Source organism: Flavobacterium eburneipallidum, assembly GCF_027111355.2.
GTDB lineage: Bacteria > Bacteroidota > Bacteroidia > Flavobacteriales > Flavobacteriaceae > Flavobacterium > Flavobacterium eburneipallidum.
The window spans coordinates 2,214,737-2,237,508 of record NZ_CP114291.2; the positions used below are offsets into that span (position 1 = coordinate 2,214,737).

The 22,772-nt window shown below is 33.6% G+C and carries 25 protein-coding genes; 7 read left to right on the plus strand and 18 right to left on the minus strand.

All coding sequences use genetic code 11. The features are described from left to right. Positions 1–64 precede the first annotated feature (64 nt). From hisF to OZP15_RS09370, 16 genes are all read right to left on the minus strand, one after another. Complete coding sequence (hisF, locus tag OZP15_RS09295; protein WP_281335934.1) at positions 65–820, minus strand: imidazole glycerol phosphate synthase subunit HisF; 756 nt, start codon at positions 818–820, stop codon at positions 65–67. Between the two features lie 95 nt (positions 821–915). Then, positions 916–1,641 carry a 1-(5-phosphoribosyl)-5-[(5-phosphoribosylamino)methylideneamino]imidazole-4-carboxamide isomerase gene (gene hisA, locus OZP15_RS09300; RefSeq protein ID WP_269225180.1) on the minus strand — a complete coding sequence of 242 codons (726 nt, stop codon included), beginning with the start codon at positions 1,639–1,641 and terminating at the stop codon, positions 916–918. A gap of 43 nt (positions 1,642–1,684) precedes the next feature. Next, positions 1,685–2,266, minus strand: a complete 582-nt coding sequence (gene hisH / locus OZP15_RS09305) for an imidazole glycerol phosphate synthase subunit HisH (RefSeq protein ID WP_269225181.1) — start codon at positions 2,264–2,266, stop codon at positions 1,685–1,687. 76 nt (positions 2,267–2,342) lie between these two features. After that, positions 2,343–3,479 carry a bifunctional histidinol-phosphatase/imidazoleglycerol-phosphate dehydratase HisB gene (gene hisB / locus OZP15_RS09310; RefSeq protein WP_269225182.1) on the minus strand — a complete coding sequence of 379 codons (1,137 nt, stop codon included), beginning with the start codon at positions 3,477–3,479 and terminating at the stop codon, positions 2,343–2,345. 46 nt (positions 3,480–3,525) lie between these two features. Then, positions 3,526–3,936: a hypothetical protein gene (locus tag OZP15_RS09315; RefSeq protein ID WP_281335935.1), complete on the minus strand. Its 411-nt coding sequence runs from the start codon at positions 3,934–3,936 to the stop codon at positions 3,526–3,528. Then, a complete protein-coding gene (gene hisC / locus OZP15_RS09320) occupies positions 3,933–4,988 on the minus strand; it encodes a histidinol-phosphate transaminase (protein WP_281335936.1) in 1,056 nt (351 codons plus the stop codon). The genes OZP15_RS09315 and hisC overlap by 4 nt, the downstream gene beginning before the upstream one ends. 16 nt (positions 4,989–5,004) lie before the next feature. Next, positions 5,005–5,568 (minus strand): hypothetical protein, encoded by a 564-nt coding sequence (locus OZP15_RS09325; protein WP_269225184.1) that lies wholly within the window; start codon positions 5,566–5,568, stop codon positions 5,005–5,007. Positions 5,569–5,605: 37 nt separating this feature from the next. Next, positions 5,606–6,895 (minus strand): histidinol dehydrogenase, encoded by a 1,290-nt coding sequence (gene hisD, locus OZP15_RS09330; RefSeq protein ID WP_269225185.1) that lies wholly within the window; start codon positions 6,893–6,895, stop codon positions 5,606–5,608. Between the two features lie 75 nt (positions 6,896–6,970). Beyond that, positions 6,971–7,828, minus strand: coding sequence for an ATP phosphoribosyltransferase (gene hisG / locus OZP15_RS09335; RefSeq protein WP_281335937.1), 858 nt, complete (start codon positions 7,826–7,828; stop codon positions 6,971–6,973). 425 nt (positions 7,829–8,253) lie between these two features. Then, complete coding sequence (pckA, locus tag OZP15_RS09340; RefSeq protein WP_269225187.1) at positions 8,254–9,879, minus strand: phosphoenolpyruvate carboxykinase (ATP); 1,626 nt, start codon at positions 9,877–9,879, stop codon at positions 8,254–8,256. Positions 9,880–10,086: 207 nt separating this feature from the next. Continuing rightward, on the minus strand, positions 10,087–10,896 hold the full coding sequence (locus OZP15_RS09345; protein ID WP_281335938.1) for a T9SS type A sorting domain-containing protein: 810 nt from the start codon (positions 10,894–10,896) through the stop codon (positions 10,087–10,089). A 229-nt stretch (positions 10,897–11,125) separates the two neighbouring features. After that, positions 11,126–11,527: a hypothetical protein gene (locus tag OZP15_RS09350; RefSeq protein ID WP_269225189.1), complete on the minus strand. Its 402-nt coding sequence runs from the start codon at positions 11,525–11,527 to the stop codon at positions 11,126–11,128. 5 nt (positions 11,528–11,532) lie between these two features. After that, on the minus strand, positions 11,533–13,005 hold the full coding sequence (guaB, locus tag OZP15_RS09355) for an IMP dehydrogenase (protein ID WP_269225190.1): 1,473 nt from the start codon (positions 13,003–13,005) through the stop codon (positions 11,533–11,535). A 116-nt stretch (positions 13,006–13,121) separates the two neighbouring features. Then, the gene (locus OZP15_RS09360) at positions 13,122–14,519 is read right to left on the minus strand and encodes a DUF5723 family protein (RefSeq protein ID WP_281335939.1); all 1,398 of its coding nucleotides are present in this window, start codon (positions 14,517–14,519) and stop codon (positions 13,122–13,124) included. Next, positions 14,516–15,052: a hypothetical protein gene (locus OZP15_RS09365; RefSeq protein ID WP_281335940.1), complete on the minus strand. Its 537-nt coding sequence runs from the start codon at positions 15,050–15,052 to the stop codon at positions 14,516–14,518. Before OZP15_RS09365 ends, OZP15_RS09360 begins: the two co-directional genes overlap by 4 nt. A 52-nt stretch (positions 15,053–15,104) precedes the next feature. Further along, on the minus strand, positions 15,105–15,968 hold the full coding sequence (locus OZP15_RS09370) for a beta/alpha barrel domain-containing protein (RefSeq protein ID WP_281335941.1): 864 nt from the start codon (positions 15,966–15,968) through the stop codon (positions 15,105–15,107). A gap of 256 nt (positions 15,969–16,224) precedes the next feature. Here OZP15_RS09370 and OZP15_RS09375 point away from each other — a divergent pair, with 256 nt between their 5' ends. Together OZP15_RS09375 and OZP15_RS09380 are read left to right on the plus strand one after the other, a co-directional pair. After that, positions 16,225–16,836, plus strand: a complete 612-nt coding sequence (locus OZP15_RS09375) for a SatD family protein (protein ID WP_269225194.1) — start codon at positions 16,225–16,227, stop codon at positions 16,834–16,836. Beyond that, a complete protein-coding gene (locus OZP15_RS09380; RefSeq protein WP_269225195.1) occupies positions 16,833–17,534 on the plus strand; it encodes a DUF3307 domain-containing protein in 702 nt (233 codons plus the stop codon). The genes OZP15_RS09375 and OZP15_RS09380 overlap by 4 nt, the downstream gene beginning before the upstream one ends. On the opposite strand, the gene OZP15_RS09385 is transcribed toward OZP15_RS09380, so the two are convergent. Next, complete coding sequence (locus OZP15_RS09385) at positions 17,514–18,539, minus strand: quinone-dependent dihydroorotate dehydrogenase (RefSeq protein ID WP_281335942.1); 1,026 nt, start codon at positions 18,537–18,539, stop codon at positions 17,514–17,516. The two genes, OZP15_RS09380 and OZP15_RS09385, sit on opposite strands and share 21 nt — an antisense overlap. A 156-nt stretch (positions 18,540–18,695) precedes the next feature. Here OZP15_RS09385 and prmA point away from each other — a divergent pair, with 156 nt between their 5' ends. The 5 genes from prmA (at position 18,696) to OZP15_RS09410 (ending at position 22,085) form a co-directional block, all read left to right on the plus strand. Next, positions 18,696–19,535 (plus strand): 50S ribosomal protein L11 methyltransferase, encoded by an 840-nt coding sequence (gene prmA / locus OZP15_RS09390; RefSeq protein ID WP_281335943.1) that lies wholly within the window; start codon positions 18,696–18,698, stop codon positions 19,533–19,535. A 61-nt stretch (positions 19,536–19,596) separates the two neighbouring features. Further along, positions 19,597–19,872 carry an ATP-dependent Clp protease adaptor ClpS gene (locus OZP15_RS09395; RefSeq protein ID WP_269225196.1) on the plus strand — a complete coding sequence of 92 codons (276 nt, stop codon included), beginning with the start codon at positions 19,597–19,599 and terminating at the stop codon, positions 19,870–19,872. Between the two features lie 16 nt (positions 19,873–19,888). After that, entirely contained in the window at positions 19,889–20,341 is a 453-nt protein-coding gene (locus tag OZP15_RS09400; protein WP_269225197.1) for a 2-dehydro-3-deoxyphosphooctonate aldolase, read from the plus strand. A gap of 60 nt (positions 20,342–20,401) precedes the next feature. Further along, a complete protein-coding gene (gene kdsA, locus OZP15_RS09405) occupies positions 20,402–21,220 on the plus strand; it encodes a 3-deoxy-8-phosphooctulonate synthase (protein ID WP_269225198.1) in 819 nt (272 codons plus the stop codon). A 10-nt stretch (positions 21,221–21,230) separates the two neighbouring features. After that, positions 21,231–22,085 carry a hypothetical protein gene (locus OZP15_RS09410; RefSeq protein ID WP_281335944.1) on the plus strand — a complete coding sequence of 285 codons (855 nt, stop codon included), beginning with the start codon at positions 21,231–21,233 and terminating at the stop codon, positions 22,083–22,085. Between the two features lie 70 nt (positions 22,086–22,155). On the opposite strand, the gene OZP15_RS09415 is transcribed toward OZP15_RS09410, so the two are convergent. Further along, a complete protein-coding gene (locus OZP15_RS09415) occupies positions 22,156–22,710 on the minus strand; it encodes a fasciclin domain-containing protein (protein WP_269225199.1) in 555 nt (184 codons plus the stop codon). Between the last annotated feature and the right edge of the window lie 62 nt (positions 22,711–22,772).

Genomic DNA, 22,772 nt, shown 5'->3' on the forward strand with positions numbered 1-22,772 from the left:
ATATAGACAAAAAATTGGATTAAATTAACGTTCAATTCTCGGTCTATTTTCTTTATTCTATTATCTATATTCTAACTTCTATGTTATTATTTTTAAGTTCTTTTTTTAAAGTTTTAATTTCAATTTCTTTGAAATGAAATACACTTGCCGCTAAAGCCGCATCCGATTTTCCTTCGACAAAGGTATCAACAAAATGCTGAATATTTCCTGCTCCACCCGAAGCAATTATCGGAATATTGACCAACTCAGACAATTTTGCCAAAGCTTCGTTGGCAAAACCATTTTTGGTTCCGTCGTGATTCATTGATGTAAACAAAATTTCACCTGCTCCACGTTGCTCCACTTCTTGTGCCCAATCGAATAATCTGATTTCTGTTGGCACTTTCCCTCCTACCAAATGCACCATCCATTCGCCATCAATTTGCTTGGCATCAATAGCAACCACAACACATTGGCTTCCGAATTTCTGTGCCAAATCATTAATCAGTTGTGGATTTTTTACCGCCGATGAATTAATTGAAACCTTATCCGCTCCGTTTTGCAATAATACTTCAACATCCGAAACTGCCGAAATTCCACCGCCAACCGTAAACGGAATATTGATGGTTGCCGCCACTTTGCGAACCAAATCAACCAAGGTTCTTCTACGTTCTTCTGTTGCCGAAATATCAAGAAAAACCAATTCGTCAGCCCCTTCATCCGAATAGATTTTAGCCAATTCCACAGGATCGCCTGCATCCCGCAAATCTACGAAATTAACACCTTTAACGGTTCGTCCGTTTTTGATGTCGAGGCAAGGGATTATTCTTTTTGTTAACATTTTTATTGTTTTATTTCGCCGTAGAGACGTTGCAGTGCAACGTCTTTACACATTTTTGTATTAAATGTAATTTTAGACGTTGCAGTGCAACGTCTCTACATTGTTAAAATATATTGTTCCAATTGTTTCAACGAAATTCTTCCTTCGTAAATCGCTTTACCAATTATTGTTCCTTCGCAACCCAATTCGGCTAATTTAGGCAATTCATCAAAGGTTGAAATTCCTCCGGAAGCGATTAATTTTAATCCATCTGCTTGCTTTAAAATCTTGGCATACAAATCAAAACTTGGTCCTTCCAGCATTCCGTCTTTGGCAATATCTGTACAAATTACGTACTGAATTCCTTTGTTTTGGTAGTCTTGGATAAATGGAACCAAATCTTCATTTGAATCTTCCAACCATCCTGAAACGGCTACTTTTTCATTATTAGCATCAGCACCTAAAATGATTTTATCTGAACCATATTCTGCAATCCATTTTTCGAAAATGTCTCTATTTTTTACAGCGATACTTCCGCCAGTAATTTGATTAGCTCCTGATTCAAAAGCAATTTTTAAATCAGAATCGGCTTTCAAACCACCACCAAAATCAATTTTCAGTTTGGTTTGTGAAGCGATTTGTTCCAATATTTTATAATTGACAATTTTGCTTGATTTTGCACCGTCCAAATCAACCAAATGCAAGTATTCGATTCCGTGTGCTTCGAATGATTTCGCTACTTCAAGCGGATTTTCGTTGTATATGATTTTGGTATTGTAATCGCCTTTCGACAAGCGAACACATTTTCCTTCGATGATGTCTATTGCAGGTATTATTCTCATTCCATTTATGATTTTAGAGTGCAGATTTTAGATTTTTAAATATTTATAACTTTAAAAAATTCCCAAGAATTTGTTCTCCAATGTCCCCACTTTTTTCAGGGTGAAATTGAGTTCCATAGAAATTATTATTTTCCAATGCTGATGAATATTCCAGTTCATAATTAGTTGTAGAAATGGTTTCAGCACAAAGCGGAGCGTAAAAACTATGTACCAAATACATATATTCGTTTTCAGCAATTCCTTTGAAAAGATCAGATTTGAGATTGTAAATCGTATTCCATCCCATTTGTGGTACTTTCACTTTTGAAGTAAATTTAACCACATCCACATCAAAAATTCCCAAACCTTTTGTATTTCCTTCTTCCGATGAATTACACATCAATTGCATACCCAAACAAATTCCAAAAACGGGTTGTTTCAATGTTGGAATTAAAGTATCCAAACCGCTTTCCTGAAGCATTTTCATCGCATAACTCGCCTCTCCCACTCCCGGAAAAATCACTTTATCTGCTGATTTTATTTCGTCAGGATTGTTGCTCAAAACCGCTTTGTATCCCAATCTTTCGATGGCAAACATAATGCTTTGAATATTTCCTGCTCCGTAATTTATGATTACAATTTTCATTAGTTTTTGTTTCAAGTTTCAAGTTTAATGTTTTAAGTCACGCAGGGCAACCTGAAACTTTAAACTTGAAACAATTTTACAACATTCCTTTCGTGCTTGGCAAAATCATTTTCTCCGTATCGCGTTTTACGGCAACTTTTATCGCTTTCGCAAAAGCTTTGAAAATAGCTTCAATTTTGTGGTGTTCGTTCGTTCCTTCTGCTTTGATGTTGATGTTTGCTTTTGCTCCATCTGAAAAGGATTTGAAGAAATGATAAAACATTTCTGTTGGCATTTTGCCTACCATTTCACGTTTGAATTCCGTTTCCCAAACCAACCAGTTTCTACCTCCGAAATCAATAGCTACTTGAGATAAGCAATCATCCATTGGTAAACAAAAACCGTATCTTTCTATTCCTAGTTTATTTCCTAATGCTTTGGCAAAAACTTCTCCTAAAGCTATAGCTGTATCTTCAATTGTGTGGTGTTCATCGACTTCTAAATCTCCTTTTACCAAGATTTCCAAGTCCATTTGTCCGTGGCGGGCGATTTGGTCTAACATGTGGTCGAAAAAAGCAATTCCCGTTTCTATTTTACTTTTCCCAGTTCCGTCAAGATTCAGATTTATGTAAATATCCGTTTCGTGCGTTTTTCTAGTGATAGAAGCTGTACGCTCGTCTAATTTTAGAAACTCATAAATTGTTTTCCAATCGGTAGATTGTAATACAATTGTAGCGTCTAATTCTTCTCTTTTAGCACTGATTTCTTCACTTCCCGCTCCATCGGTTGTGTTCATAAAAATGGCTTTCGTTCCTAGGTTTTTAGCTAATTCAACATCAGTCAAACGATCTCCTAAAACAAAAGAATTAGCCAAATCATAATTTGGATTGTCAATATATTTGGTCAACATTCCTGTTCGAGGCTTGCGGGTTGGCGCATTGTCTTCCGGAAAAGAACGGTCTACAAAAATATCATCAAAAAACACTCCTTCGTTTTCAAAGGCTCTCAAAATAAAGTTTTGTGTAGGCCAAAAAGTATCTTCAGGAAAACTATCCGTTCCCAAACCATCCTGATTGGTTACCATTACCAATTCAAAATCCAATTCGGCAGCAATTTTTCCTAAATATTGAAAGGCTTTTGGGAAAAATTCTAATTTATCTAAACTGTCTAACTGCAATCCTTCCGGTTCTAAAACAATCGTTCCGTCGCGATCTATAAAAAGTATTTTTTTCATTTTTAAACTATTTTTTTTATTTGGGAAAACCCATAATAATTTTTATTTAATCTTTCCTTCTTGTAATACAGTATAAATTACCACAAAACATAATCAATATACTTAACATCCAAAAATAAAATCCTTTCCCATATTCGTTGAGTTCTACGCCTTGCAAAATATAATCCAAAACCACAAAAAGAATACAGAAAAAAAAAGCTACAACACTATATATAAATGAAACCTTTGTTTTCTTGAGCTTAAACCAAGAAAGAAACAAAGCAGGATTAGCAAACCAACAAATTGAAATTAAGCCACCGCTAAAAATTCCAAACCAACCACAAGTTAGAGCTACAAAACCACTTAAATAATGTTCTTTCTCATTAGGAAGCACTACAAAAACATCATTATTCAAACTAATTACATAAATAATAATACTCAATATTAAAATCAAATACCTGATATTAAGAGCATTCATATTTGACTAATCACTTTCAAAGCCTCCATCAACTTCTGATTTTCTTCTTTAGTTCCAATAGTCAAACGCAACGTATTTTCACATAAAGGTTGGGTCGTTCTGTTGCGAATTACAATTCCTTTGGCAATCAATTCGTCGTATCTCTTATTGGCATCATCCACTTTTATCAAAATGAAATTGGCTTCTGTTGGATATATTTTTTCAACAAAATTTACCTCATGTAACACTTTAAGTAAAGACTCTCTTTCTTTTAGAATTGAATTTATTTCATTTTTAATTTTATCTTCATCTTTCAAACGTTCCAAAGCTCTTTGCTGTGTCAGTTCGTTTACGTTATAAGGCGGTTTTATTTTATTTAAAACTGCAATTACCTCGGCAGAAGCATAACAAATTCCCAAACGAATTCCCGCTAAACCGTATGCTTTTGAAAGTGTTTGTGTAATAATCAAATTCGGATACTGATTCAATTTTTCTAACCAACTTGCCTTATCTGAAAAATCAATATAAGCTTCGTCAATCACAATAAATCCATTGAATTTTTCCAATAAAGTGGTTACACTTTCTGTTGTAAAAGAATTTCCTGTTGGATTATTTGGCGAACATAAAAAGATGATTTTAGTATTTTCGTCAACAGCATCTAAAATCTTTTCTACTTGTGGCTGAAAATCAGCTGAAAGTAAAACTTCTCTGTTTTCAATGTTATTCAGGTTTGACAAAACACAATACATTCCGTAAGTTGGTGGTAATGAAATAATGTTGTCAATTTTTGGTTCGCAAAAAGCTCTGAATAGCAAATCTAATACTTCGTCACTTCCGTTTCCAAGTAAAATTTGATTTGTATTAACCTTTTTTTGCTTTGCCAAAACTACTTTTACACTGCTTTGTTGCGGATCCGGATAACGATTCACACCATTTTGGAACGGATTTTCATTGGCATCCAAAAAAATCATATCTGCTGTATCAAAATCCTCAAATTCATCACGTGCCGAAGAATATGGCTTCATCGACTTAACGTTTTCCCTAACTATATTATTTACGTTGAAATCTTTCATTTTTAATTACGTTGTTTTATATGCTGGATTTTCTCCATTTGTATAACATTGTTCTTTTGCGATTTTCAATATCATTAATTCTGAACCCTGTTATATCTTCAATTCTATAAATTACTGCTCCTTCATCTTCACCAAGTTTTCCAATGCAATGGAAAATGAAATCAGTTTCAGAAACTTCAAGAATAAAACCTGAAAAATAACTTGAACTATTAATTTCCAAACTTGTTATTTTATCTAAATTTCCTTCCATTTGTTTTAGAAGTTCAAATTGCCAATCTTCATTTTCAGTAAGGTGAATATTTGTTTCTTCTTCTTTTTCCAATTCATTTGAATAGTCAATCACACATTGCATTGCTTTTGCATATTCATCATTAAAATCAACACTTTGAATATCTGAAATTTGAGCGATGATTATACCATCCTTTTTACCATATTTAGTGTAATGCTGGATTTTCACTAAATTTTCATTATAGTCAATTACATAACCACACCAAAATCCTTCATCGTCATTGTATTTCCACAATCCAATAAGCTCTTTATTTAGTTTTGATCTTTCTAATATTTTATTAAATATACTCATCTAATGATTTATTACATTTTTTTAATCCCTAAAGGTTTTAAGAAATCTTGCAGGATGCTAATCTCAAAGTAACTGCATTTTTGTGTGCCTGCAATCCTTCGGCTTCTGCCATAATTTCTATTGCTTTACCAATGTTTTGAATACCATTTTCGGATATTTTCTGAAAAGTCATCGATTTGGTAAAACTATCCAAATTCACTCCGCTGTAATTCTTGGCATATCCGTTTGTTGGCAATGTATGATTGGTTCCTGAAGCATAATCTCCAGCACTTTCCGGCGTATAATTTCCAATGAAAACCGAACCTGCATTTCCTATATTACGTACATAAAAATCTTCGTCTTTAGTACAGATAATAAAGTGTTCAGGACCATATTCGTCAATTAATTCTAATGCAATTTTATCATTTTCGACAAAAATCAATTTTGAATTAGCAATGGCTTTTTCGGCAATAGCTTTTCTTGGTAAAACTTCTAATTGCTTTTGAACTTCCTCTTCTACTTCATCAATCAATTCCAATGAAGTGGAAACCAAAATCACCTGACTATCAGTTCCGTGTTCAGCTTGTGATAATAAATCGGAAGCGATGAAAGCCGGAACCGCAGTATCATCAGCTACAATCAACAATTCAGAAGGTCCGGCCGGCATATCGATTGCCACGCCATATTGGGTTGCCAATTGCTTGGCTACAGTAACGAACTGATTTCCGGGACCGAAAATTTTGTACACCTTTGGAATTGATTTGGTTCCAAAAGTCATTCCTGCAATGGCCTGAATGCCACCTACTTTCAAAATTTTGGTCACACCGCATAAATTGGCAGCATACAAAATAGCTGGATTAATTTTCCCAGTTTTATCTGGTGGCGAACACAAAACAATTTCGTTGCAACCTGCAATATTTGCAGGAACAGCCAGCATCAAAACGGTTGAAAACAAAGGTGCAGTTCCGCCCGGAATGTATAAACCTACTTTTTGAATAGGTCTTTTTTCCTGCCAGCATTGTACACCTTCAGCTGTTGTTACTTCTACTTTAGCTGTTTTTTGAGCGAAATGAAATTTCTCGATATTTGATTTTGCTAATTGAATCGCATTTTTCAAATCTTCAGGAATTGTTGCAATGGCTTCCTCAATTTCTGATGGAGAAACTTCTATATTTTCAAAATTTACACCATCAAACTGCAGAGTATATTTTGCCACAGCCTCATCTCCATTAGCTTGAATTTCCTTGAAAATTTCTTTCACGGTAGCTTCAATATCGCCAATAGTTTGGGTTGGTCTTTTTAAAATAGAAGACCAAGTTTCTGGTTTTGGATTGAATATTTTGTTCATCGTTTTAAATTTAACCGCAAAGTCTGCAAAGTTTTTTTGTTTTTTCTTCGTATTTCTAACTTCGTAAATCGTACTTTAAAGCACCATTTTTTCGATTGGGCAAACCAAAATTCCTTCGGCTCCGGCTTCTTTCAATTGATCGATAACATCCCAAAAAGTGTCTTTATCAATTACAGTGTGAACACTGCTCCAACCTTCTTGTGCCAATGGCATTACGGTAGCACTTTTAAGTACTGGCAAAATATTGCTTACAGCTTCAATCTTGTCATTAGGAACATTCATCAAGATGTATTTTGATTTTCGAGCTCTTAAAACTGATTCGATTCTGAATTGAAGTGTATTGATAATTGATTGCACTTCAGGAGTCACTTTTGGAGAAACGGCCAAAACAGCTTCACTTTTGAAAATTACTTCTACTTCTTTCAAATTGTTTTTGAACAAAGTGCTTCCGCTGGAAACGATGTCCACAATTCCATCAGCAAGCCCAATATTTGGTGCGATTTCAACCGACCCTGAAATTTGGTGAATATCAACTGTCATTCCAAATTTTGCAAAATAATCGATAACCGTATTTGGATAAGAAGTCGCAATTCGCATTCCTTCCAAATCTTTGATGGATTTGTAATCGAATGTTTTTGGAACGGCTACAGAAACTTTACATTTAGAAAAGCCTAATTTCTGAATTACTTTAATATCCTTTCCTTTTTCAACTAAAAGATTATCGCCAACGATAGCAATATCAACCACTCCATCAATCAAATATTGAGGAATATCAGAATTTCTTAAGTACAAAACTTCCAAAGGAAAATTGGTTGCTTCGGCTTTCAATTGGTCATTTCCATTGTTGATAGAGATGCCACAATCTTTTAGAATTTGGATGCTGTCTTCGTTTAAGCGTCCTGATTTTTGAATTGCAATTTTTAAAGTACTCATTTTTTGTTTGTTTTAGTTTTATACTGTTTTGCTTGAGTATAAACGGATGTAAAATAAAAAACCCGCTTGATATACTCAAACGGGTTTTTAAATATGATGATTTACACGCATACCATTAACACATCGCTTGAGAGCAATAATGAAAATGATGATGATGCAATTGAGTTGATAACATAAATTTTTAAATTCTATAATCCTTCGATTCGAGCGCAAATATACAAGATAATTTCATTAGAAAACAACTTTTTATTGAATTTAATTGTTAGGAAATTATCAGAAGGTTGTTTTAAACTTTTTAACCACAAATTACACGAATTATCACAAATTGTAATTGTTTTAAGAATTCGTATAATTAAAACAGATTGTTTTTCGTGTAAATTTGTGTAATTCGTGGTCATTTTTTTTTGAATTAATTCCTTTGAAAATTACACTTCGACAGAATTAAGTTCTAATGAAGGTCCAGCACTAACCAAACGCTTCCCCTCTTCGGTATTGGTGTATTGCTCAAAATTTTTGATGTAACGTGACGCTAAATCTTTGGCTTTACTTGTCCACTCTTCTTTATCTTTATACGTATCTCTTGGATCCAGAATTCCTTCACTAACCTCTGATAAAGCAGTTGGGATTGTTAAATTCAAAAATGGGATTGCTTTAGTTTCTACCTGATCGATTTCACTGCTGATAATGGCATCAATAATTGCTCTGGTATTTTTTAGTGAAATTCTTTTTCCGGTTCCGTTCCAACCCGTATTTACCAAATAAGCTTTAGCTCCGTGTTCTTTCATTTTTCCAATTAATGTTTTAGAATACATAGTTGGGTGTAAAGTCAGGAATGCTTCACCAAAAGCCGGAGAAAATGAAGGTTGTGGTTCTGTAATTCCTCTTTCGGTTCCTGCTAATTTAGAGGTATAACCGCAAAGAAAATGGTATTGCGCCTGATCTTCATTCAAAATAGAAACTGGTGGCAATACGCCAAAAGCATCGGCAGAAAGATAGATTATTTTATTGGCGTGTCCTGCTTTTGAAGGCAACACAATTTTATTAATATGATAAATTGGATAAGAAACTCTGGAATTTTCTGTAATAGAATGATCATAATAATTGATTTCTCCGTATTCATCCACAATCACATTTTCTAGTAAAGCATCTCTTTTAATGGCTCTCCAAATATCCGGCTCATTGTTTTCACTTAAGTCAATTACTTTCGCATAACAGCCTCCTTCATAATTAAAAACACCATTATTATCCCATCCGTGTTCGTCATCGCCAATTAAATAGCGTTTTGGATCGGCAGATAAAGTCGTTTTTCCTGTTCCCGAAAGACCAAAAAACAAAGCAACATCACCTTTTTCGCCCAGGTTAGCTGAACAGTGCATGGATGCCATTCCTTTTAAAGGCAAATAATAATTCATCATCGAGAACATTCCTTTCTTCATTTCGCCTCCATACCATGTTCCACCAATAATTTGGATTTTTTCGGTAAGATTGAAAACAACAAAATTTTCTGAATTTAACCCCATTTCTTCCCAATCAGGATTGGTCGTTTTAGATCCGTTCATGATAATAAAATCAGGTTCTCCAAAGTTTTCTAGTTCATAAATTGACGGTCGGATGAACATATTGGTTACAAAATGCGCTTGCCAAGCTACTTCCATGATGAAACGTACTTTGAGTCTTGTGTCAGCGTTTGTACCACAAAAAGCATCAACCACATATAATTTTGGAGAAGTAGAAAGTTGATTCAAAACTAATGCTTTTAAATCCTTCCAAACCTCAATTGTTGTTGGAAAATTTACTTTTTTATCCCAATAAACAGTATCTCTTGTAACATCATCTTCAACAATATATCTGTCTTTTGGCGAACGCCCAGTAAAAACACCGGTTTTAACCGCGACAGCACCAGTATCTGTCAAAGCACCTTTTTCGTAGCCTTTTCTTTTGTGCGACACCTCGGCTTGGTATAATTCTTCATACGAAGGATTGTAAACCACTTCGTGATAACCAGTTATTCCTAAATCGTGTAACTCCTGAATGATTTTGATATTCTTCATAAGACTCTTATATAAATTCGTAGTGTTTTATTTTACTCAAATTTAAGCAATACAATCTTTAAAAACACCTGATATTTATCATATCTTGAAGAAATTTACGCAAACATTTTACATCTCCTAAATCAAAATATAAACCAAGTTATCTTTGATAAAAAGGAATGATTCAAAATTCGTCTGAAAAAAAATTGTTCGAAAATTAATTAATTATTACTGTACAATAACTTTTACTGATTTAGTACCTTCTTCAGACGAAGCTTTTACTACATACACACCAGCTTTTACATCAATACTTGTATCTTCTGCTGTTTCAGTCGTTTTTACTAAAGCACCAGCGACAGTATAAACACTTACAGCAGTTTTAGATTTTACATTAGATAAAAAGATTTTATTTTCTTTAGCATAAACATTTACTTGAGATTCTTTTTGGAAGTTATCAGTAGAAAGTGCTGGAGTATTTACTGTAGCTCCAACAATTTCAATTTTATAAATATTATTTCCATTATCACAATACACATAATATTTACCAGCAGCACTAACAGTTTTTTCTACAATAACAGCAGCACCATTCACAGATGCTCCTGATTGTAAAACAGTTGTACCATCACTAACAAAAAGGCTACGAGTTGAAGTAGAATTACCGCCTTTGAACCAAATTTTTATTGTACAAGATCCACTAACATTAAAATAAACATAACGCGAAGTCGGTAATGCTGTAGCACTACCACCACTTGCACCACCTGTAGGAAAACGATTCACTGCTGAATATGAATCACTAAAGCTACCTGATGATTGAGTTCCAATTGCACCAAAAGTAGTAGCTGTTCCAGGAAATATACCTAATCCTTTAACTACAGTTTCAGATGCGAAAGCAGGACCAACAGGCCAATCACCAGTAACTACAGCAGCATCATTAAGAACAGTTGTATTGTTTCCTATATCCCAGATTGTAGTTTGAGCATTAACAGCTGTTACTGAAAACAGCACAATTGAAGTAAAATAAAGTAATTTTTTTTTCATGATAAATGTTTTTTTTTGTTAGTTAATTACATTATTGTAATCGATTGCATAAAATTAGTGTTTTTTTTTATTGAATGCCTTTTTTTAACACTTTTAAATCATATTATCTGTAAAAAAAACTACAAATTCAATATTTTCATTTTAGAAATCATTTTGCATAAGAATTTTAAAAAAAAAGGTGTAAGAACTGAATCTTACACCTTTTTTTTATCATAAATGTGATTTTAACTTATTCGATTAATATCTCTATATTTTTTATAGATTCCATTTTTCTACTTTTTCCAAAAAGGAATGAAGTCAAGATAAGTGGTATTGAAAAAGGAAATGGAAAAACTTCCAACATCGAATCTTTGACTACCATATCTCCATAATTATGGAAAGATATTCTGAACTTTCCATAATTGTTAACTTGAAACGAATAAAATTTAATTGCTTTTTTACCAAATTTATAATCTCTAGCCTTCAAACTTTTCTCTGTCAATTCAATCTCTTCATTTGTCTCAATATTTATAATCTGTACATAAAAATCAGAATTAACTTCAATAAAATGACCTCCTAAAATATAAATATCATAAAAGCCATAATAAATTTCAGACTCAATTGTTTCTTGAATATCAAATTTTAATTTCATGAAAACTATCTCGAATAATTCGGAGCTTCTTTGGTAATGGTCACATTATGTGGATGACTTTCGTTGATTCCACTAGCGGTAATACGAACAAAACGGCCTGAATCTTGTAGAGTTGCAATATCTTTGGATCCGCAATACCCCATACCAGCACGAAGACCTCCAATGAATTGTTGCATACTTTCGTTCAACTCACCTTTGTAAGGCACACGACCTACGATTCCTTCTGGAACTAGTTTCTTAACATCGTCCTCCACATCTTGAAAATAACGATCTTTTGAACCTTCTTGCATGGCTTCAACAGAACCCATTCCTCTATAGGATTTGAATTTTCTACCTTCGAAAATGATAGTTTCACCTGGAGATTCCATTGTTCCTGCTAACAACGAACCTAACATTACACAATCGGCTCCCGCAGCAATTGCTTTAGGAATATCTCCTGTGTAACGAATTCCACCATCAGCAATTACAGGAACACCTGTACCTTTGATAGCTGCAGCTACTTCAAGCACGGCAGAAAATTGAGGAAAACCTACTCCTGCAACAATTCTGGTTGTACAAATAGAACCTGGTCCTATTCCTACTTTCACTCCATCAGCTCCATTCTCTACTAAATATTTTGCAGCTTCAGAAGTGGCGATATTACCAACAATAACATCTAGTTTGGGAAACTTTGCTTTCACCGCTTTCAATACATCTACTACGCCTTTTGTATGTCCGTGTGCCGTATCGATAATTACTGCATCAACGCCTGCTTTTACTAAAGCTGTTGCTCTTTCGACTGCATCGGCAGTAACTCCTAAAGCAGCAGCTACTCTTAAACGACCAAATTTATCTTTATTAGCATTTGGTTTTTGAGTCAACTTGGTAATATCTCTAAAAGTGATTAAACCAACCAACTCATTTTTAGCGTTAATCACTGGTAATTTTTCAATTTTATACCCTTGTAAAACGACTTCTGCTTGTTCTAAAGAAGTTCCTTCAGCTACAGTTACCAAATTTTCTGTGGTCATGACCTCGATAATAGGTCTTGAACTGTTTTTTTCAAAACGTAAATCCCTATTAGTAACAATTCCTTTCAATATTTTTTTGTCATCTACAATTGGAATACCACCAATGCCATATTCTTTCATCGCCATTTTAGCATCGGCAACTGTAGAGGTCAATGGCAAAGTAACTGGATCGATAATCATTCCAGACTCGGCACGTTTTACTTTACGTACTTTGGCAGCCTGTTGTTCGATAGTCATATTTTTATGTAAAACACCAATCCCTCCTTCTTGTGCCATAGCAATTGCCATAGAACTTTCTGTTACTGTATCCATAGCAGCAGATACAATAGGAACATTTAGCGTTATATTTCTAGAAAATTTTGATTTAATGCTTACCTCACGAGGAAGAACGTCCGAATAATTTGGAACTAATAATACATCATCGTAAGTTAAACCTTCGCCGATAATTTTGGAAATGTGTGCGATCATTGCAATTTTGAAGTTGTAGTTAAATTGCGTGCAAATATAAAAAATCTTAAGCAAAAAACCATCTTAATTACAGAATAATTAATTGAAGGCTTTTTTAAGTCTATCTAGACCGTATTTTAATCAGGTGTGTTTTTATCTGGAAAAACAATATTAATACCTAACTGAAATGCCAAACTATTGGCTTTACTAATATCTCTATATTCCAAAAGATTATCAGCCATGAGGTAAAAATTAACTTTGCGTATAGTGGTTGACAATCCTAGACCTATGTTTGTGGCCGAAAATGAATCTATTGTATAAGTAGCTTTCATTTCTAAAGATTCTAAAAATCGTCTTCTGTAATAAGCTGTTAGAGCCATAAGTGGTGCTCTTGGTGTGGACATAGCAAACAATTGTGCTCCAATAGCATTCTTGTATTGAATCTCATTTCCAAGACAATTACAATCCGTATTTCTTCCATCTCCAAATGAATATTGAATGGATGAATTCAACTTTAAAGGTCGCCAAGTGGTATATTTTTGATTTATAGTATCCAGTGGTAAAGCATCTTCAAATTCCTCGGATAAACTTTGATTGGAACCATCTAAAATAAAATTAGGTGTTAGTCCTTTGTAATTGTAATAGCCTTTGTAAGTATAATTTTCAACGTCTTTTGTATGTTTGACAAAACCTATATCTGTTAAACTAGCTGTAAATTGAATGTTTTTTTTAGGATAATACGTTAAACCCAAATCTAAACCTAAACCAAGATTTCCTCCTAGAAGTGCTTTTTTTGCAATAGTACTCACTGCATCAACCGAGTTATTATTCGTATAATTAGTCAATCCTGACATGTCTATTTGAATATTAGACGAAATAATTTGTTCATAAACAGAATTTTCATCTTGAATGGTATAAAAATAACCTGAATTTTTGGTTGACGAAACATTATAAATACTGGAATAAATCTTGCCTCTAGCGCCAAAAATCAATTTATCGTTCAGTTTTTTATGAAAACCAAGATGAAAAACTGAAAGCAATTCGCCTCTAGCATTCAAATCACTTATATCAAAAACCTTTCCTATATAATCTTTGTTTCCGTCTAAAGCCAATATCACATAATCTTTAGGCATATAAGCCAAAGCATCTAATTCCTGATACATTCCAAAAGAAACATAAGTAGCCCGCTCCTCTTGCCAATCGCCTAATTTAAATCCTCCGCTAAAAATTTCTAATTGTTCATTAACAACTGCTTTATCTTTTCTTGAAGTCGAAAATACTACATTCCTTAATTTAGTATTAAAATCAACTCCGTTATCAGCAAATAAATCATAAGCTGAAAATCCACTAGAACCCACATTAGTAGAAATTCCTGAAAGCAATGGAACTCCAACATACCAGCTGTAATTTACATCTGCTCCCGGATTTGTCAATAAAGATTGTGGAACAGATGTAAAATTATATAAGATTTGCTTATTCTGGGCAGTACCACTCAAAGCAATGAATCCTGTTATAAGTAAAAGTAATTTTCTCATTCCACAGTTAAATAAATAGTAGCACTTGAACGCAATTTTAAACTCCCTAAACTATTTTCACTCAATGTTGGACCAGGAAGTAAAGCTGCTACAAAAGCAATTTTAGTAGTGTTTTTCAAGATGTTAACTTTAACTTTCTCAAATATTTCCTCTTTAGAGATTGTATTAACTGCACCCGAATAAGCCGGAACATTGAATGGTATTGTGTACAATATAGTATCATCATCATCTAGCAAATACACACTAACCCTAAAAGCTCTATTTATGGTGTTATTGATTTCAAAATCAAAATCAGCTCTAGTTAAGTTTTCATTAAAAAAATCGTCATTAAAAACATCTAAATCCAACACATCGCCTGCTACATTTTGCTCCATTCCATTTACAACAAATTGATGTGCTTGAATTTCAAAAGTAGCCAAATTAGCCTCAATAACTGGCTCTAACTTTACATCATAGGCTTGGTCAAAATCCAAATCGCTAGAACAAGAAAACGAAAAAAAAGCCAGTATTAATACACCTATATATTTATTCATGATTTTTGAATTTGAATCGTAATTAAAAACGAAAATATTTTTTTTTTATTATTTACTGATAACTGCCAAATACCTTTGAAGCTTCGTTATAAGCACTTTCGAAACTCATTGCACTGATATTGGTGTTTTCTTTTTTAGCATTAAAATAAGAAACTAATTTCTCGGTTGGCATATTCCCTATCAAAACATCATGTGCCATCGGACATCCACCAAAACCCTGAATCGCTCCATCAAAACGACGACATCCTGAAAGATAAGCTGCTTCCATCTTCTCAAACCATTTATCAGGAGTGGTATGCAAATGGGCTCCAAATTCAATCTTGGGATATTTTGGAATTAAATGCGAAAACAAATACTGAATAGCTTCTGGAGTTGAACTACCCACGGTATCCGAAAGCGAAAGGATTTTCACGCCCATATTAGATAACTTTTCTGTCCATTCGCTTACGATTTCTACATTCCATGGATCTCCATAAGGATTTCCAAACCCCATTGATAAATAAGCTATAACTTCTTTATTACTTTTATCCCCGATTTCTAGAATTTCCTGTAAAGTTACTACCGATTCTGCTATGGTTTTGTGTGTATTCCGCATCTGAAAATTCTCTGAAATAGAAAAAGGAAAACCTAAATAATGAATCGCTTGATGTTGCGAAGCTTCTATCGCTCCTTGTGTATTGGCAATAATAGACAACAACTTACTTTGTGTTTGAGAGAGATCTAATCCTGCCAAAACTTTGGCTGTATCCTGCATTTGCGGAATGGATCTAGCCGAAACAAAACTCCCAAAATCTATGGTATCAAAGCCAACACGCAACAACGACTGAATATAAGTCACCTTTCGAGCTGTAGGAATAAATGCCTTTATTCCTTGCATCGCATCACGTGGACATTCGATAATTTTTATTGCTTCCATAGAAAACCAAAGATAAGAAAGTTTAAAAGTTTAAAAGTTTAAAAGTTTAAAATTATCTAAAAATTTAAAGTAGCACAAAGAACAACATTACAATAGATTTATTTTTCGCTCATTTACAGGAGTTCAAACATTACGTTTTTTGGTAATATTTTTAATTATTACGTTTTTTGGTAATAATTTTAATTATTACGCTTTTTGGTAATAATTAAAATCACTAAATTGCGTTCCGAATTCATTTTTTAATTACATTTGAAATATGATAGCTATAATTACAGGAGATATAGTCAATTCTAGAAAATTATCATCCAAAAATTGGATCGATGGTTTCAAGGGATTATTGAATACTTTTGGTAAAAACCCAATGGAATGGGAAATTTACAGAGGAGATGAATTCCAACTAGAAGTTAAAAATCCCGAAGATGCTCTAATGATTGCTTTACAGATAAAATCGTATTTCAAATCTAAAAAATTAGATGTCCGAATGAGCATCGGTTTTGGAGATAAGACTTATAAAGCCAAGAAAATTTCCGAAAGTAATGGAACCGCTTTTTCCCGTTCTGGCGAAGTTTTTGAAACCCTGAAGAAGCAAAAAATCAATTTAGCCATCAATTCTGGCAACGAAATATTCGATACCGAAATCAATCTGATGCTACGATTGAGCCTAACTTTTATGAACAATTGGTTGGTACAATCAGCTGAATTTGTTCTGACAGCTATCGAAAATCCATCGCTTTCACAAGAAGAAATTGGATTAAAATTAGGAATTAATCAAGCTGCAGTAAGCAGAAGAAGAAAACGTGCTCAATTTGATTTAGTAATGGAAATGGAAAAATATTTCAGACTTAAAATCAAAACCATCAGCGTATGATTATTTTTGCAAAACTGCTATTGGCGCATTTATTAGGCGATTTTTTATTACAGCCTAACTCTTGGGTTTCGGATAAAGAAACTAAAAAACACCGAAGCAAATACCTTTACATTCATACACTTTTACACGGAATTTTGGCCTGGCTATTCGTTGGAGAAATTGCTTTTGGTTGGTTTGCATTAGCTTTAGCTTTAGCTCACGGATTCATCGATTTCTTAAAATTGAAATTTCAAAAGAAGAAAACAAAACGAAATTGGTTTATTGCTGACCAAATGTTGCATTTGATAACTATTGTACTAATTACCAGTCTTTATAAAAATTTGTACATTGATTTTACTTTCTTCAATAATAAGTTTTGGATACTGATTACTGGAATTTTATTCCTTACAAAACCTACTTCAATAATCATCAAGAATATCATTTCAATCTGGACACCGGAAAGTAATAACAAAAACGATAATTCCCTTGAAAATGCTGGAAATTATATCGGAATACTCGAAAGACTATTTATCTTTTGCTTTATTCTCACAGGACATTTTGAAGCCATAGGATTTTTACTGGCTGCAAAATCTATTTTCCGTTTTGGTGATTCGAAAGAAGCCAAAGACCGAAAACTGACCGAATATGTACTTATCGGAACACTTTTAAGCTTCGGAATGGCGCTATTGACAGGACTTTTAGTTCAGTATTTTTTCTAAAATCTTCTTGTTAATCGCTTTAACCAATGCTGGTCCTTCGTAAATAAAACCAGTATAAAGTTGAATCAAACAAGCGCCTGCTTCTAATTTTTCGATAGCATCTTCTGGCGAATGAATCCCTCCTACTCCAATAATTGGAAAGGCTTTATTACTTTTCTCCGAAAGAAAACGAATTACTTCTGTCGAACGTTTAGCTAATGGTTTGCCTGACATTCCGCCCATTTCTGCTTTATTTTCCGATTGCAAGCCTTCACGCGATAATGTAGTGTTCGTAGCAATAACTCCTGCGATTTTAGTTTCCTGAACAATCTCAATAATATCCAGTAATTGAGAATCTGTTAAATCGGGAGCAATTTTTAATAAGATTGGCTTTTGCTTTGGTTTGGTTAAATTTTGATTTTGCAAAGTCTGCAACAATTGTTTCAACGGCTCTTTTTCCTGTAATTCACGAAGATTGGGCGTGTTTGGCGAACTAACATTTACCACAAAATAATCCACATAATCGTATAAAGCATCGAAGCAAATCATATAATCCGAAGTGGCATCTTCGTTTGGAGTCACTTTATTTTTACCAATATTTCCACCAATAAGAACACCTTTATTTTTCTTCAATCGTTCCACAGCTTCCTGAACTCCACCGTTATTGAACCCCATTCTGTTGATAATAGCACTATCTTCTTTCAAACGAAATAATCGTTTTTTAGGATTTCCATCCTGACCCACTGGTGTCAAAGTTCCAATTTCTACAAATCCGAAACCTAAATCAGATAACTCATTGAACAAGCTCGCATTTTTATCAAAACCTGCTGCCAATCCAACAGGATTTTTGAACTTTAAACCAAAAACTTCTGTTTCCAAGCGGCTGTCATTCACAACATATAATGATTTGAAAATGGATGAAACTCCTGGTATTTTCGATAAATTTCGAATTAATGAAAAGGTAAAATAATGCACTTTTTCAGGATCAAAGCAAAAAAGTATCGGACGAATAATTAGTTTATACATAATAAATTAAATTGTGGTGCAAAAGTAGAATTATCTCGCCTATAAATAAAATCTTAAAGAAATTAATTTTGATTTCGCAGATTTCTGGCATACCAAACTGATTACTGACTACTGACCACTGCCAACTTTTTTATTACCTTTGCAAAAAAATATCTTATGTCAAACATATATTTAGGTTATCATTTTACGATTGAACCCAAAGAACTAGGTTCAGAAATTTTGATTGCCGAACTGGGAGAATTACCTTTCGAAAGCTTTATTGATAGTGAATTTGGTATTGTAGCTTTTATTCAAAAAGATCTTTGGGCAGACGGAATTCTGGATGATTTATTTATTCTGAAATCTCCTGAATTTACTATTTCATACAAAATTGAAGAAATCGACCAAGTGAATTGGAACGAAGAATGGGAAAAGAATTTCGAACCTATTGATGTAGATGGAAATTGCCACGTTCGTGCTCCTTTTCATCCAAAAACGGGTGCTGAATTTGACATTGTAATCGAACCAAAAATGAGTTTCGGAACAGGTCATCACGAAACCACACACATGATGATTCAGCATTTGTTAGAAATGGATGTTACAGGAATGAAGACTTTAGACATGGGTTGCGGAACTGCGATTTTAGCTATTCTTGCCGAAATGAAAGGTGCTCAACCTATTGATGCCATCGATATTGACAACTGGTGTTATTTGAATTCTATCGAAAATGCCGAACGCAATAATTGCAAGCACATTACAGTTTATGAAGGTGACGCAGCTTTGTTGAAAGACAAAAAATATGATTTGATTATCGCCAATATCAACAGAAATATTTTACTGAACGATATGCAAAGTTATGTGGATTGCTTGAATCCGAAAGGGACTTTATTATTGAGTGGTTTTTATGAAGAAGACATTCCTTTTATTGAAGAATCGTGTATTGAAAAAGGATTAACTTATGTAAAAAAATTCGAGCGAAATAACTGGGTTTCTTTAAAATATGTAAATTTAGTTTAGCATCTATCAAGAAGCCAATAAAAAACAACAGTACTTTTATAACTTCCTAAATTATCTAAAAATGAGTACCAAAGAAAAAGTTAGAGAAAGAGTCAGCCACAAAGAAGCAATTTCAATCAACAACGAAATAATCGTTTATAATGATGATGTAAACACTTTTGACCACGTGATTGATACCTTGATTCGAGTTTGTGACCACACGCCAGAACAAGCAGAACAATGCTCGTTGATTATTCACTATAACGGAAAATGTACTGTAAAAACAGACGTTTTAGAAAAACTTAAACCACAATGTTCTCAATTACTCGAAGCGGGTTTGAGTGCCGAAATTGTATAATTTTTGAAATAAAAAAATGAAAAAAACAGTAGTTCTCTTCGCTTTATTAATTGGTATTTCATCTTGCATAAGCACTAAATCGACTATAAAAAACATTGACGATAATGCGCCAGTGCCTCAACTTCTGAACAATACTACTTTTATTATCACAGAATATAGCAAAGACAAAAAATATGGTTACGATAAAGATTATCCTATCAATATTTTTTATGGCACAACTAGAAACGAAATCATCAATCAACAACGCTTTTTGAATGCTTTGGCTGGACCAAAAGGTGAAAAAATCACTTATACAAAATTAGAAAGTTGCTGTCCATTTCCAGCAAAAAGAAGCGATATGGGAGCTGGATTATTAGATGTTTATGAAATAAAATGGGAAGGGCAAAAAACACCTATCCTTTTATATTTGAATATTTATGAAAAAGGACAATTGATGGTGCCTGTTGGCTTGACTTTGAAAAAAAATTAATCGAATCTTAAATCGTTAGCCACAAAACCTAACTATCTTTGCGCTTTCAAAAATCTTATTATGAACATACACCATATTCCACAAATCAAACATACTGATAGTGGCAACTTCTTTTTATTATCTGGACCTTGCGCTATTGAAGGCGAAGAAATGGCACTTCGAATTGCCGAAAAACTAGTAGGAATTACCGATAAATTAGAAATTCCTTTCGTTTTTAAAGGTTCTTTCAAAAAAGCCAATCGTTCTAGAATTGACAGTTTTTCAGGAATTGGAGATGAAAAAGCGTTGAAAATTCTTCAAAAAATTTCTCAAACTTTTGGCGTTCCAACTGTAACTGATATTCATACCAATGAAGATGCTGCAATGGCTGCTGAATATGTTGATGTCTTGCAAATTCCCGCTTTTTTGGTGCGTCAGACTGATTTAGTTGTGGCTGCTGCCAATACTGGAAAAGTTGTAAACCTTAAGAAAGGACAATTTATGAGTCCTGAAAGTATGAAACACGCAGTTCAAAAAGTATTGGATTGCAACAACCAAAATGTAATGGTTACGGATCGTGGAACCATGTTTGGCTACCAAGATATGATTGTAGATTACCGTGGAATTCCAACCATGCAACAATATGCAACCACAGTTCTTGATGTTACTCACTCCTTACAACAACCCAACCAAACCGCTGGAGTAACTGGCGGAAGACCTGATATGATTGAAACTGTTGCCAAAGCTGGAATTGCTGTTGGTGTAGATGGAATTTTTATCGAAACGCATTTTGATCCTGCTAATGCTAAAAGTGATGGTGCTAATATGCTCCATTTGGATTATTTTGAAGGATTAATGACCAAATTAGTTGCCATTAGAAAAACCATCAATCAATTTTAAATAAAACACATTGAAATCAAAAATTTTAGTATTCGCATTGTTATCTTTTTCTTTTTATTCATTTGCACAAAATGATACGCTAAAAAAAGAAAGATACACTGCTCATAACAAAGGAAAATTCACCATTTCTTGGGGTGGAAATAGAGGAAGTTATACCAAATCAGACATTACTTTCAAAGGAGATAATTACAATTTCACTATTGATAATACTGTAGCTCACGACAAACCAAAAGGCTGGCACGTAGATTATCTCAATCCAAGTCGAATGACGATTCCACAAACTAATTTTAAATTAGGCTATTTTATTACTGATAAATACAGCGTTTCTATTGGGGTAGATCACATGAAATATGTGATGACACAAAATCAAACGGCCAATGTTTCAGGAGAAATTAATTTTCCATTAACCAATCCAAGTTCTCAATTTAACGGTTCTTACAACAATACTCCTGTTACAATGACAGAAGATTTTCTGATGTTTGAACATACTGATGGATTGAATTATATAAACGTTGAATTTGCCCGTCAAGATGATATTTCACATTGGTTTGGAATTAAAAACACTGATAAATTTCAAGTGAATATCAATGAAGGAATTGGAATTGGAGTTTTATATCCAAAAACCAACACTACACTTATGGGACAAGAAAGGCACGATGCTTTTCACGTTTCGGGTTATGGAACTTCTATCAAGGCAGGAATTAACTTTGTTTTCTTCAAGTATTTTACTATCGAAGGCACTTTAAAAGGAGGATATATCAATATGCCAGACATTCGAACTACCAAAAATTCATCTGATAGTGCGTCACAGCATTTCTTTTTTGGAGAAAAAATTATTTCTTTTGGTGGCATTTTTAGATTGTAATCATAATTCTTTGAAAACATAAAAAACCGCTTCACAAAAAATGAAGCGGTTTTTTTATGTAATTATAGGATTAAGATTTCGGCAAAAGCACAGTATTCACAACATGAATCACTCCATTGGATTGGTTTACGTCAGCAATTGTAACTTCTGACATTCCTCCTTTTTCGTCTGTGATATACAATTTATCAGCTTTCATCCAAGCAGTCAAAGTACCACCACTTACTGTTTTTAAAGTTGCTTTTCCGTTACCCGCTTTAATCGCTTTAGCAATATCAGCAGCATTCATTTTTCCAGCAACAACATGATAGGTCAAAATAGTTTGAAGCATTTTAAGGTTTTCTGGTTTCAACAACGTTTCTACAGTTCCCTTTGGTAAATTGTCAAAAGCAGCATTTGTTGGAGCAAAAACGGTGAAAGGACCTTTTCCTTGTAAAGTTTCGACCAAGCCAGCTGCTTTTACTGCAGCAACTAATGTCGTGTGATCTTTTGAATTCACTGCATTTTCAATAATATTTTTTGTTGGATACATTGGTGCACCACCAACAACAACTGATTTTTGAGCATAAGATGTAGCTCCCATTACTAATGCAAAAAATGCAACGGATAAAAATTTTGTAGTTTTCATAAAATCTATTTTTTTAAGTTATTTATACAAGCATTTACGGGATTGTCTTTCTTTTGGTTTTA